This window comes from Limnobaculum parvum (assembly GCF_003096015.2).
In the GTDB taxonomy this organism is placed as follows: Bacteria; Pseudomonadota; Gammaproteobacteria; order Enterobacterales; family Enterobacteriaceae; genus Limnobaculum; species Limnobaculum parvum.
Genome location: NZ_CP029185.2, coordinates 2802719 through 2816831 on the forward strand (window position 1 = coordinate 2802719; position 14113 = coordinate 2816831).

Here is a 14113-nt window from a genome sequence, read left to right on the forward strand (position 1 = left end):
TTTTTAAAGTTTAGGTGCAGAATATCAAAGAGGCTAATTCTATTCCCTTTTCTATCTATGCCCTTCCATGAGCACTTGAATTCAGTTGACGACTGAAAGAGGCCAGCATGACCCACACGGATGCGGGGCGAGGCGCAGCGGCGCTGTACCGGTGCATTAAGGCCGAATGAAGGAAGAAGGCAGTCGCCACAACGCGGTATGCCGTGTTGAACAGCACTTGCGCTGGCCCGCAAGGGTGAATACATCATTTCATGATGTATTCATAGCGCGACCTGAATTCCTGTACGAAAGGCGCGGGATGCAGGGGCATTCGCCCAATGCCCCTGCTCGGCTGCGTACACCACAGCTCAGATAGACACCATATGTTTAGCAGACGAAACTTACTCCGACCCTAATTTCCCATTAACTACTTCAACAACTGATGCATCTCCTGAACGGAAATCACTTTCTCCGTTGGATCCGCATTCATTGCCATCGTGGTAGCAAAACCGCCGTTTAGCGTGGTGTCATAGTGGACTTTATACTGTAGCGCGCTGCGGCGAATCAGCTTAGAGTCCTCAATAGCCTGACGCCCTTCGGTGGTGTTGACGATGTAGTTATACTCGCCGTTTTTAATCCGATCCTGAATGTGCGGACGACCTTCATGTACCTTATTCACCAGACGAGGATTGATTCCTGCTTCACCTAACACCACCGCAGTACCATGAGTGGCATCTAGATCGAAGCCCTGTTTCAGCAGCTTGGCGGCTAAATCCACCACTCGAGCTTTATCACCTTCACGAACCGATAACAGTGCGCGTCCACGCGGGATCCGATTTGGGCTGCTGCCCAACATCGCCTTAGCGAATGCTTCGGCAAAGCTGCGGCCAACCCCCATCACTTCACCGGTTGAACGCATTTCTGGCCCTAGAATTGGGTCTACTCCCGGGAATTTGTTGAATGGCAGCACCACTTCTTTTACCGAGTAATAAGGCGGAATAACTTCTTTGGTTACACCTTGCTCTAGCAGCGATTTGCCTGCCATCACCCGTGCAGCGACCTTAGCCAGTGGTACACCTGTTGCTTTGGAAACAAACGGGACGGTACGAGCTGCCCGAGGGTTCACTTCAATCAGATAGACATCGTTTCCTTTTACCGCAAACTGCACGTTCATTAAGCCGCGGACACAGAGTTCAAACGCCAACTTTTCAACCTGTCTACGCATCTCATCCTGAATATCCTGGCTTAGCGTATAAGCAGGTAAAGAGCAGGCGGAATCGCCGGAGTGAACACCCGCTTGTTCGATGTGCTCCATGATGCCACCAATCAGTACGCGTTCACCGTCACAGATGGCGTCTACGTCAACTTCAATTGCGTCATCCAGAAAGCGATCCAGCAGTACTGGCGCATCGTTAGAAACACTCACTGCGGTCTGGAAATAACGGCGCAGGTCGGTCTCATCATAAACAATTTCCATCGCCCTTCCGCCCAGCACATAAGAAGGACGAACGACCAACGGATAACCAATACCGGCCGCCTTTTCCACCGCCATTTCAATGGCAGATACCGTTGCGTTTGCCGGTTGTTTCAAGCCCAAACGATGAACCGCCTGCTGGAAACGCTCCCGATCTTCTGCCCGGTCAATGGCATCCGGAGAGGTACCAAGAATCGGTACACCCGCGGCTTCTAACGAACGAGCCAGTTTTAATGGGGTTTGACCGCCATACTGAACGATAACACCGGCGGGTTGCTCTACGCGTACGATTTCCAGTACATCTTCCAGTGTAACCGGCTCGAAATAGAGGCGATCTGAAGTGTCATAATCTGTTGAAACGGTTTCAGGGTTACAGTTAACCATGATGGTTTCATAGCCATCTTCACGCAGCGCTAGCGAAGCATGAACACAGCAGTAGTCAAACTCAATCCCTTGCCCAATACGATTTGGACCACCGCCCAGCACCATAATTTTTGGGCGATCATTCGTTGGATTCGCTTCACACTCATCTTCATAAGTCGAGTACATATAAGCGGTATCCGTGGCGAACTCGGCCGCACAGGTATCTACCCGCTTGTATACCGGATAAATACCATGCTTATAACGCAGTTTACGGACTTCAGCTTCAGAGAAGCCAACCAGTTTAGCCAGACGTGCATCGGCAAAACCTTTGCGCTTCAACAGGCGCATAAAATCATAGTCTAGGCCGTTAATACCGCGCTCAGCCACCTGCTCTTCCAAACGAACAAGTTCCTCAATCTGTACCAAGAACCAGCGGTCAATGTTGGTCAGATTAAAGACACCGTCCACAGACATGCCTGCGCGGAATGCATCTGCAATGTACCAGATACGCTCAGCACCCGCTTCTTTCAGCTCGCGACGAATACGCGTCAGCGCTTCCGGATCGTCCAGACTGACTTTTGGATCCAATCCACTGGCACCCACTTCCAGACCGCGTAATGCTTTTTGCAGTGACTCTTGCTGCGTGCGCCCAATCGCCATCACTTCCCCAACAGATTTCATCTGCGTTGTCAGACGGTCATTAGCACCAGCAAACTTTTCGAAGTTAAAACGAGGAATTTTTGTCACGACATAGTCAATGGAAGGCTCGAACGATGCTGGCGTTCTCCCCCCGGTAATGTCATTCATCAACTCATCCAGGGTGTAGCCAACCGCCAGCTTGGCCGCGATTTTGGCAATCGGGAAACCCGTTGCTTTAGAGGCCAACGCTGAAGAACGGGAAACCCGCGGGTTCATTTCGATAACAATCAGCCGACCATTTTTAGGGTTCACCGAGAACTGTACGTTAGAACCACCGGTTTCCACACCAATTTCACGCAGCACCGCCATCGATGCATTCCGCATGATCTGATACTCTTTATCGGTCAGGGTTTGCGCTGGCGCTACGGTAATCGAGTCGCCCGTGTGAATCCCCATAGCATCAAAGTTTTCGATGGAGCAAACGATAATACAGTTATCATTTTTGTCCCGAACCACTTCCATCTCATACTCTTTCCAACCAATCAGCGACTCATCAATCAACAGCTCTTTAGTCGGTGAAAGATCCAGACCGCGCTCGCAAATCTCTTCAAACTCTTCGCGGTTATACGCAATGCCGCCACCGGATCCCCCCATGGTAAATGATGGACGGATAATACAAGGGAAGCCCACATCGGCAGCCACCGCATGCGCCTCTTCCATATTATGAGCAATACCGGAACGCGCCGTATCGAGCCCAATCTTTTTCATTGCTTTATCAAAACGTTGACGATCTTCCGCCTTATCGATGGCATCTGCCGTGGCACCAATCATAATGACGCCAAATTCAGCCAGAACGCCCTTACGCTCCAGCTCAAGGGCACAGTTAAGAGCGGTTTGCCCTCCCATCGTCGGCAGAACCGCGTCCGGACGCTCTTTCTCAATGATTTTGCGTACCACTTCCCACTGGATAGGCTCGATATAGGTTGCATCAGCCATGTCTGGGTCGGTCATAATCGTTGCCGGATTGGAGTTCACCAGAATCACCCGGTATCCCTCTTCACGCAGCGCTTTACAGGCCTGAGCGCCGGAATAATCAAACTCACAAGCCTGGCCGATGACAATAGGTCCGGCACCCAGAATCAGGATACTTTTTATGTCAGTACGTTTTGGCATGGTTCAAGGCTCCTGATTTATTTTTAGCAGTAGAACGATAAGATTCAATCAGTTCAATAAAATGGTCGAACAACGGAGCCGCATCATGCGGCCCTGGACTGGCTTCCGGGTGCCCCTGAAAACTAAATGCCGCTTTATCGGTACGGTGAATACCCTGTAATGTGCCATCAAATAAAGACTTATGCGTAATACGTAAATTTGCTGGCAATGAGGATTCATCTACCGCGAAACCATGATTTTGAGCAGTGATCATAACGCGATCGGCGTCGAGATCTTTCACCGGATGGTTACCGCCGTGATGACCAAACTTCATCTTGATGGTTTCAGCACCGGACGCCAAAGCCAGCAGTTGATGCCCCAAGCAGATACCGAATACCGGAATATCAGTTTGCAATAATTGGCGAATAGCCTTAATCGCGTAGTCACAAGGTGCCGGATCGCCAGGTCCGTTTGACAGGAAAATACCATCTGGATTAAGTTTCAGAACGTCTTCTGCGGAGGTTTGTGCTGGTACCACCGTCAAGCGACAGCCGCGATCCACCAGCATCCTTAGAATATTACGTTTTACACCATAATCATAAGCCACGATGTGATAGGGCAATTCGCTGTCATGTTTTACTGCGGGTAAATCATTTTCCAGCGTCCAACTACCCTGAGCCCAGCGGTAGGGCTCTTTAGTCGTCACCTCTTTTGCTAAATCCATCCCTTTCAGACCGGGGAAGGCGCACGCTTTTTCTAGAGCCAGTTGAACATCCGGTCGATCGCCAACAATGATGCAACCATTTTGTGCACCTTTCTCTCTGAGCAAGCGGGTCAATTTACGCGTATCAATATCAGCGATAGCAACTATATTGTGGCGTTTCAGGTATTCTGACAGACCTTCTTGATTGCGGTAGTTACTGGCAATCAACGGCAAATCACGAATAATAAGTCCCTGAGCATGAACGGAAGCGGATTCTTCATCTGAAGAGTTCGTGCCGACATTTCCAATATGGGGATAAGTAAGAGTAACAATTTGGCGGGAATACGATGGGTCAGTAAGGATTTCTTGATAGCCTGTCATTGAGGTATTAAAAACCACCTCTCCAATTGCCATACCGTTGGCCCCGATGGCCCGACCATGAAATTGGGTTCCGTCTTCGAGAACCAGTATCGCTGTCTTACTCAAAACACCCTCCTAGAATAAATAGTCACAATATATGCATATTAATTCACAACTATACCTTTTTGAAAGGCACAAAAGAAGCCTTGCTGGCAAATTTTGGGCAAATTGGGCGCATTCTAATGATCGAACCGTCTTTTGTCTATCGGAACACACATTTTTTATTGTTTTTTAGCGCTTCAATGTAGAAATGTAGATGTAATAGCAAAAAACACCAATAAACTATATTTAGAAAACGATTGCTAAATCACATAGCAAAGAAAAATAGTATTTTGACGAAAAAAGGGGATAAATGCGTTAACAAATGAGACTCAAGGATAAAAAAATCAACTTAATATGTAAAAATAAAGAAAATAGATTAAAATAAAATATTGAATTACAAAAAACAAACATTAATAAATTAATTCATTATATATCATAATATTATTAAAAATAAAATCGAGATAATTGAAATATAAAAAATCAAAAATCTCGATTTAAACACCATAAAATCAGTCATTCAGAGATAAAACATCACGCATGCTATAAAGACCTGACTTATGTTGGCTCAGCCAAGCGGCAGCCCTTACGGCACCGTTAGCGAAGGTCATTCGACTGGAGGCCTTATGGGTAATCTCAACCCTCTCACCAATATCAGCAAACATCGCCGTATGTTCTCCGACGATATCACCCGCTCTCAGAGTAGCAAATCCGATAGTTTCACGGGTTCGCTCACCGGTATATCCTTCTCGACCATATACCGCACAGGTTTTTAAGTCCCTACCTAATGTATCGGCGATAACTTCTCCCATTGCCAGCGCAGTACCGGAAGGAGCATCAACTTTATGGCGATGATGGGCTTCAATAATTTCAATATCAGTATAATCTCCCATTACCTTAGCCGCCTGTTCTAGTAATTTAAGTACCAGATTAACCCCAACGCTGAAGTTAGCGGCAAATACGATAGGAATTTCTACTGAAGCCTGCTGAATAGCTGCTTTGCCGGCGTCATCAAATCCGGTGGTGCCAATAATCATCGCCTTATGATGGTGACGACAAAAAGCAATATGCTCCAGAGTGCCTTCAGGACGAGTGAAGTCAATAAACACATCAAAATCTTTCGCGACCGCTTCCAGATTATCACTAACCCTAATACCAATCTGACCAATGGCAGCCAGTTCACCAGCATCTACACCCACCAGTGAAGAACCACGCCGTTCCAGCGCCGCCCCTAATGTTACATTTTCTGCCTGATGGACAGCTTGAATAAGCTGACGTCCCATTCGTCCGCCAGTACCGGCAATCGCAATTCTAACCTGCTTATTGGTCATAATGATCCTCTGAATTTTTATTCTGTAACCCACTTAACTACCAGATTAACGTTCGCCCTGAACGGTGACAAATAAATTTACTAATTATGCCGAACTAATTAAAAGCTAAGCTTATATTGAAGAAAGGACAAAATGATTAAAATAAAAACGGGCTGAATATATCAGCCCGTTCGCGTTTTGCTCAAAATAGCCGTTCTGGTTCAATCAACCTGCTTAACTCTCAGCTCTTTTGGTACTTCAAACACAATACTTTCTTCACGCCCTTCCATTTCTACCGCAGATTCTCCACCGAGGGAGCGCAGGCGGGTAATCACCGCCTGAACCAGAACATCAGGTGCAGAAGCACCCGCGGTCACACCGACAGAATTCAGATTTTTCACCCATTCTTCCTGGATATCTTCTGCGGTATCAATCAAATAGGCGGGTTTACCGATGCGTTGAGCCAATTCAGCCAGGCGGTTTGAATTAGACGAGTTTTTTGAACCAACCACTAGCACCATATCAGACTGTAAAGCTAAATTACGTACCGCTTCCTGACGGTTGGTCGTGGCATAGCAGATATCATCTTTACGTGGCCCGATAATATCTGGAAAACGCTCGCGCAGCGCATCAATCACATCCGAAGTATCATCAACAGACAGTGTCGTTTGCGTCATAAAACAGAGGTTCTTCTCATTCTTGACTTTTAACTGCCACACATCATCCGGCGACTCCACCAAATACATTCCGCCTTCCTGATTGCTGTACTGCCCCATGGTGCCTTCCACTTCAGGATGGCCAGCATGACCAATCAAAATTGCTTCACGACCTTTACGGCTGGCTCGAGCCACTTCCATATGAACTTTGGTCACCAAAGGACAAGTCGCGTCAAACACCGTCAAGTCACGAGCTTTGGCCTCAGCACGAACCGCCTGAGACACGCCGTGTGCAGAGAAAATCAAAATCGCACCATCGGGAACTTCATTAAGCTGTTCAATGAATACCGCACCGCGATCGCGTAGGCTGTCAACAACATAACGGTTATGCACCACTTCATGGCGTACATAAATTGGAGCGCCATAAATCTCCAGCGCACGTTCAACAATACTGATAGCCCGGTCGACTCCAGCACAGAAACCTCGCGGATTGGCTAACAATATCTGCATTTTTACTCTCCAAATGTATACGGTGTAGTCAGCAACCTTGCTGGCTACACCGCCAATAAAACCGTTACATCACTGTGACTTGTATTACGTCGGCTTTTTCTCTTTTTTAGAGAAAATAAAACCTTCCAGTACCACCATCACCGCCCCGATGCATATGGCACAATCAGCAACGTTAAAAGTTGGGTAGTGCCAATCGCCAATAAAAAAATCAAAAAAGTCGACGACAAAACCATGGTACAGACGATCAAACAGATTACCCAAGGCACCGCCGATAATCAGGGTGAAAGCAATATTGCTCCATTTAGCCGTGGCCGCTGTACGGTACATCATCACCATTAATACGGTGGTAATCGTTATCGCTACGGCTGCCAACGCCCAACGCTGTCCCATAAAGGAACTAAACGCTGCACCATAATTTCTCGCATAGTAGAAATTAAAGAACGGTAACCAATCAACCGACTCACCCAGACGGAAATTTTTTACTACCCAAAACTTACTGGCCAGATCGACAATCAGCACGACAACCGCCAGCCATAGCCAGCGGAGTCCGGTAGAACCAATAGATTTACTCATCAAGAGAACTTACGCTCTTCACCATTGCCGGCAACGTTAGTTACACAGCGACCACAAAGATCCGGATGTTCTGCATTTTGACCAACATCCAGCGTATAGTGCCAACAACGAGGACATTTAGTGCCCTGAGCTTTAGCCAATCCAACCTTCAAACCTTTAATCATTTCGCTTTGTTGTGCATCTGCCGTTGCTTGAGCAATTGGTTCAACTTTGGCACCTGACGTCAGCAACACAAAACGCAGCTCATTTTTAAGCGAATTGAGCTTATCTGCCAGATCGGCGTCGGCAAATAAAGTCACCGATGCTTCAAGGGAGCCACCGAGTTTCTTATCGCTGCGCGCCTGCTCTAACACTTTGTTTACTTCACCACGAACCTTCAGCAATTCTTCCCAATAGCTGTCATTCATGCTTTCGCCATCGGCCAGACCGAATAACCCTTGGTACCATTCACCGGTAAACACAAACTTCTCACGTTCCCCCGGCAGATAGTTCCAAATCTCATCAGCAGTAAACGACATAACCGGCGCCATCCAGCGAACCAATGCTTCAGCGATATGATACAGCGCAGTCTGACAGCTACGGCGCGCCAGGCTATCACCTTTTGCGGTGTACTGGCGATCTTTGATGATATCCAGATAGAAAGAGCCCATTTCAACGGAGCAGAACTGCATCAAACGTTGAATAACCACATGGAAATCGTAGTTATCATAACTGGCCGCAATTTCATTTTGTGCAGCCAGAGCGCGACCGACTGCCCAGCGATCCAGAACCACCATCTCTTCTGGTTTCACCATATCTTTTGCCGGATCAAAACCGCTCAGGTTAGCCAGCAGGAAACGCGCGGTGTTACGGATACGACGATAAGCATCCGCAGAGCGTTTTAAAATTTCATCGGACACCGCAATCTCACCGGTGTAATCCGTTGAGGCTACCCACAGGCGCAGGATGTCGCCACCCAGCTTATTCATTACGTCCTGAGGACTAATGGTATTACCGATAGATTTCGACATCTTCCGGCCTTGACCATCCACAGTAAAACCGTGAGTCAGAACCTGACGATAAGGGGCTTTGCCTTTCATCGCTGTTGAAATCATCAGGGAAGACATAAACCAACCGCGATGCTGGTCTGAACCTTCCAAATACATATCAGCGCTATGGCCGTGGAATTCAGGTCGTACATCAATTACTGAGGAGTGAGTCGATCCCGAGTCAAACCAAACGTCCAGCGTATCCGGCACCTTCACATAATTATCGGCATCTTCACCCAATACGTCTTTTGGATCCAGATCCCACCATGCCTGAATACCATGCTGTTCGACGCGCTGAGCTACCTGCTCCATAATTTCTAAGGCGCGAGGGTGCAGTTCATCCGTATCTTTATGGACAAACAGTGACATTGGCATACCCCAAGTGCGCTGGCGTGAGATACACCAGTCAGGGCGATTTGCTACCATGTTTTCGATGCGAGCCTGACCCCAATCGGGGATCCAGCGAACGCCTTTAATCTCTTCCAGAGACTGCTTACGTAAGCCATTTTGATCCATGCTGACAAACCACTGAGGGGTTGCACGGAAAATAATCGGGGACTTATGACGCCAGCAGCATGGATAGCTGTGCAGCAGTTTTTCAAGGTGTAATAAGGCACCGTGTTCACGCAGTATTTCAATAATGGCATCGTTGGCTTTAAATACGTTTAAACCATCAAGGCCAGCGCCAGTTCCCGACAGATAGCAACCATCTGGGCCAACCGGATTCGCCACTTCTAACTGATACTTTTGACCAACCACATAGTCATCAGGACCATGACCAGGCGCGGTATGTACCGCTCCGGTACCCGCATCCAGAGTAACGTGTTCACCCAGTACGATTGGTACATCAAAATTCAGGAACGGATGTTTAAAGCGCATCAGTTCTAAATCAGCCCCTTTTGCGCTACCCAGAACTTTCCAGCTATCAATACCGGCGCGTTTCATCACGCTTTCAACCAAATCGGCAGCCAGAATTAAGTAGTCACTACCCGCCAGAACTAACTGATACTCAAACTCGGGATGCAGAGAAATAGCTCGGTTTGCCGGTAAGGTCCACGGAGTGGTAGTCCAGATAACCGCATAAACTGAACCAGACAACTGACTTACACCAAACTGGGCCGCGACGGCTACGGGATCAACCGCAGCGAAACGCACATCAATAGAATGTGAAGTTTTATCGTAATATTCGACTTCAGCTTCAGCCAGAGACGAGCGGCAGTCAATGCACCAATGCACTGGCTTAGCACCTTTATGCAGGTGACCATTGCCGATAATTTTTGCCAGAGAACGAATGATATTGGCTTCAGTCTTATATTCCATCGTCAGGTATGGATGATCCCAATCACCCAGCACACCTAAGCGGATAAAATCTTTTTTCTGGCCTTCAACCTGTTCCGCTGCATAGTCACGACAAGCTTTACGGAACTCAGCTGCGCTGATTTTCTCGCCCGGCTTACCCACAAGCTGTTCCACTTTCAGCTCAATTGGTAATCCGTGGCAGTCCCAGCCTGGTACGTATGGCGCATCATACCCAGCCATACCTTTTGACTTGATAATTATGTCTTTGAGAATTTTATTTACCGCATGACCAATATGAAGGCTGCCGTTTGCATAAGGAGGGCCATCATGAAGAATAAAGGTTTTCTTCCCTTTTTTGGCCTGGCGAATCGCACCATACAGGTCAGATTCATACCAATGTTTTAGCATATCCGGTTCACGCGTGGCTAAATCGCCGCGCATTGGAAAACCGGTTTCCGGCAAATTCAACGTGTTCTTATAGTCAGTCATTCGATTCTCGGTTCCCTATCTCTCGGCTAGATATTTAAGTCCGTACCGTTTGCCCAAAATATTCACGGGCGGTCACGACATCATTTTCAATCTGCTGTTTTAAAGCATCCAACGAGGCAAAACGCTGCTCGCTGCGTAATTTTTCTCTGATAACAACATCAATATGGCGACCATATAGGTTCATATCAACATCTAATAAATGCACTTCAAGCTGTTGGCGTACACCGGAAACCGTGGGCCGTGTGCCAATATTGGCTACGCCGGGTAATGGCTTATCGACCAACCCCTGAACTTCTACGGCATACACCCCTTTAATGGGTGCCACTAGTCGCTTCATCGGTAAATTCGCGGTAGGAAAACCAATGGTTCTCCCTAACTCATCACCATGGACTACCCGTCCACACATACTGTATGGGCGCCCAAGTAAAGATTCTGCCAACGCTAGATTATCGTCTCGCAGCGCCTGACGAATGATGGTACTACTGATTCGAGTACCCGACTCGCAAAAACTTTCGCTATCGGCGACAGAAAAACCAACGGTTTCTCCGGCGGTTTTCAGCAAAGAGAAATCCCCTTGCCGCTTCGCCCCAAAGCGAAAATCATCGCCAACCATTAAAAATTTAACACCCAACAGATCCACCAGCAATCGAGAAATAAATTGCTCTGCGCTGTTGGCTGCAAAAACAGAATCAAACTTCACGCACAGCAGATAATCGATACCAGCCTGCGCCAGATATTTACACTTATCGCGTAAACGAGTCAGCCTTGCGGGCGCCTGCTGTGGGGCAAATAACTCCAACGGCTGGGGTTCAAAAATCATCACCATCGTTGGCAGACCCAAACGCTTCCCTTCTCGTTTTAACTGACGCAGTAACGCTTGATGTCCAAGGTGAACGCCGTCAAAATTACCAATCGTCAAAACACACCCGTGGTGGCGAGGTCGGATATTGTGTATACCGCGAATCAGCTCCATAATCAGTTTTGGGCTCTGTACAGTTGGAAACCATCGATTATAGCAATAGCCGCGCCTAAGGTTAACCCGCGATTACGTGATAAACGAAAATCTTCTGTGGTTTATTGCCTTCAGGCGTTAATCTACCGATAAATATACAGTAATGCCTATATCTTCAGCATCTGCATAAAGAAAACGCGTTAATTACTGTATTCTGTTGTATAAAGCTGTTAGAATTCTGCGCCATCGATAACCGCGGTGTCGCCCCTTCTTTTTTTAGTAAAAAGAGAAAATGGCGGCGCTAATTTGCACAAATCCGTTGACAAAAGAAGGTCGAAAGGGCATATTCCTTCGCCTTTAGAATGTCCTCAAGAAACTATTTGGGAGTTGGACCTTGGCTAATATTAAATCAGCTAAGAAACGCGCCATCCAATCTGAGAAGCGCCGCAAGCATAACGCAAGCCGTCGCTCTATGATGCGTACTTTCATCAAGAAAGTACAAATGGCGATTACAGCAGGTGACAAAGCTGCTGCTCAGGCAGCATTTAATGACATGCAACCAATTGTTGACCGTCAGGCAGCAAAAGGCTTAATTCACAAGAATAAAGCTGCGCGTCATAAGTCAAACTTGACTGTACAAATCAACGCTATGTAATAATGTTGAGCGTTTCTTAAAAAAACCGGCATTGCCGGTTTTTTTATGTCTACCGTTTATCAAAACGCAACAAACCTTCAGCAACCCAAAAGATCACACTTTAGGAGATGAACTCCACTGCGTCTTCATTTCTATATTACTACCATTGCTTAATGTGACAGTAATATCCACCCGTTCGCCCTGAGAAATGCTTAGTTTCATTTGCCCAAGGGCTCGCTCTTTTCTAGCTTCCAGTGAAATGTTACTCTTTTGAAGGCTTCGGCTCTCTCCCTGACTTCCCTTACGTTGGATCTCTACTGAGATCGTGCATTCACAACTACTATCAAGATTTACCTTTGGAGTAATGGTGTAGTAGCGGGCATCCTGTTGCGTACTAAACCAAAGCTGGTTACTGAGGGCTGCGACAAGTAAAAAAGACATAATAATTCCTCAGAAGAACCCAAAAAAACAAAACAGGGCAATCGCCCTGTTTTTACATAGAAGGAACCTAATTAATGTTGGTTAGAGTATGCAACGTTACCCGCACCAGCCTGAGTAACGGAAATTAAACCGCCGTCATAACTTTGTGATGCACCAGAAACGTTACCACTACCACTTTGAGAAACATAGATTGCCGCTTTATTCGCAGTTTGTGCAGCTACGCTCAAGTTATCATTACCAAATTGGTCAACGTTAATTAAACTGTTGTCACCGCTTTGATTGCTGTAAGACTTGTTGCGATCGCCACGCTGCTCAATATCAGTTAACGATTTATAAGCCTGAGTTTGACTGGCATCAGCAAAGTTACTGGTACCTGCCTGATAGATACGAATTTCAGCAGATGCCCCGGTATATTGAGGCACAGTTGGAGCGGGTGGTGCAGGAGGATCATAATGACCAGCCATTGCACTGCCAGAAAGAACTAGTGATGATAACGCAATAATTTTCCACAGTTTCATGATACTACCCCGTCGTATATAGGCTTTCTATGATTATCAAAAAACAGTCATTCCTAGTGTTGAGTAACTCGAATGGCCATTCCTGACGAATTTTGTATAACACCAGCGGACCGGTTTACACCATTTTGAATAATCTGCGTTACGCTCCCTTTACCCTTTTGGATAATGTAAGCTTCATTATCAAAATCTGATTGCTCAATAGACGCTGAATTTGCTACTCCGAACTGTGCTATATAAGCCACATTGTTAGCATCAGCCTGAATAATTTCAGCGCTATTAGCGATACCTTTTTGAGCCATAACAGCCGTGTTATTGCTCCCTGATTGCCTGACCTGCGCCTGATTAGCACTCCCCTTTTGTACGACAATTGCCATATTGGAGGTGCCGTTTTGCTCGATGTTTGCCCGATTCCCATGTCCAATAACGTTCCCAAAATTCATCGGATAATCTGATGAAACAAATTCAGAACCCGCCATGTCATATTGGGCAATCGATGTAGCAGAAACAGAAAGCAACGCTAATGCACATATCAATCTTTTCATTTTGTCACCCTGATTAAATCTAATGGGTTGACTTAGCCATAAACATGAATAATAAAATCAATGAGTTTCTTTCAGATATTTACCATCATGATTATTTGCTTCGTTACATAATGATTTGAGTATGCGATCGCTCAAAAATAAAAAACTCACCCTCTTTTCGTATTTTAAAAAATAGTATTGATACAAAAGTTTTAGAACAAACAGTAAACCACCACAGTCATTAATCTTTAATTAAAAAATGGCTAATCATTTTATCCATATAAAAAGTCCATATAATAAAATATAAAAATACGATTACCATACTACACAATAATGTCATCAATATAATAATCACACAAATTAAAGAATTTAAAAACCAAGTGACTCACTCATCATTAAGAAATAATTTATAG

11 protein-coding genes are annotated in these 14113 nt (G+C 46.2%); 1 reads left to right on the top strand and 10 read right to left on the bottom strand.

What is annotated here, in order from left to right; all coding sequences use genetic code 11:
- Positions 1-406 precede the first annotated feature (406 nt).
- The 7 genes from carB to ribF all read right to left on the bottom strand — a co-directional run bounded on the left by carB (position 407) and on the right by ribF (position 11607).
- Positions 407-3628 (bottom strand): carbamoyl-phosphate synthase large subunit, encoded by a 3222-nt coding sequence (gene carB / locus HYN51_RS11745; RefSeq protein ID WP_108900198.1) that lies wholly within the window; start codon positions 3626-3628, stop codon positions 407-409.
- Positions 3612-4796 carry a glutamine-hydrolyzing carbamoyl-phosphate synthase small subunit gene (carA, locus tag HYN51_RS11750; protein ID WP_108900199.1) on the bottom strand — a complete coding sequence of 395 codons (1185 nt, stop codon included), beginning with the start codon at positions 4794-4796 and terminating at the stop codon, positions 3612-3614. Before carA ends, carB begins: the two co-directional genes overlap by 17 nt.
- A gap of 485 nt (positions 4797-5281) precedes the next feature.
- Positions 5282-6100, bottom strand: a complete 819-nt coding sequence (gene dapB / locus HYN51_RS11755) for a 4-hydroxy-tetrahydrodipicolinate reductase (RefSeq protein WP_108900200.1) — start codon at positions 6098-6100, stop codon at positions 5282-5284.
- 200 nt (positions 6101-6300) lie between these two features.
- The gene (gene ispH / locus HYN51_RS11760; RefSeq protein ID WP_108900201.1) at positions 6301-7245 is read right to left on the bottom strand and encodes a 4-hydroxy-3-methylbut-2-enyl diphosphate reductase; all 945 of its coding nucleotides are present in this window, start codon (positions 7243-7245) and stop codon (positions 6301-6303) included.
- A gap of 84 nt (positions 7246-7329) precedes the next feature.
- A complete protein-coding gene (gene lspA, locus HYN51_RS11765) occupies positions 7330-7818 on the bottom strand; it encodes a signal peptidase II (RefSeq protein WP_108900202.1) in 489 nt (162 codons plus the stop codon).
- On the bottom strand, positions 7818-10634 hold the full coding sequence (gene ileS / locus HYN51_RS11770) for an isoleucine--tRNA ligase (RefSeq protein ID WP_108900203.1): 2817 nt from the start codon (positions 10632-10634) through the stop codon (positions 7818-7820). Before ileS ends, lspA begins: the two co-directional genes overlap by 1 nt.
- Before the next feature lie 34 nt (positions 10635-10668).
- Entirely contained in the window at positions 10669-11607 is a 939-nt protein-coding gene (ribF, locus tag HYN51_RS11775; RefSeq protein WP_108900204.1) for a bifunctional riboflavin kinase/FAD synthetase, read from the bottom strand.
- 373 nt (positions 11608-11980) lie between these two features.
- Between ribF and rpsT the strand changes: the two genes are divergently transcribed.
- Positions 11981-12241: a 30S ribosomal protein S20 gene (gene rpsT, locus HYN51_RS11780; protein ID WP_108900205.1), complete on the top strand. Its 261-nt coding sequence runs from the start codon at positions 11981-11983 to the stop codon at positions 12239-12241.
- A gap of 93 nt (positions 12242-12334) precedes the next feature.
- Here the strand turns inward: rpsT and csgC are convergent, their stop codons facing one another.
- From csgC to HYN51_RS11795, 3 genes are all read right to left on the bottom strand, one after another.
- Positions 12335-12661: a curli assembly chaperone CsgC gene (gene csgC, locus HYN51_RS11785; RefSeq protein WP_108900206.1), complete on the bottom strand. Its 327-nt coding sequence runs from the start codon at positions 12659-12661 to the stop codon at positions 12335-12337.
- A 71-nt stretch (positions 12662-12732) separates the two neighbouring features.
- Positions 12733-13179: a curlin gene (locus tag HYN51_RS11790; RefSeq protein WP_108900207.1), complete on the bottom strand. Its 447-nt coding sequence runs from the start codon at positions 13177-13179 to the stop codon at positions 12733-12735.
- 53 nt (positions 13180-13232) lie between these two features.
- Positions 13233-13721, bottom strand: a complete 489-nt coding sequence (locus HYN51_RS11795; protein ID WP_108900208.1) for a curlin — start codon at positions 13719-13721, stop codon at positions 13233-13235.
- Positions 13722-14113 lie beyond the last annotated feature (392 nt).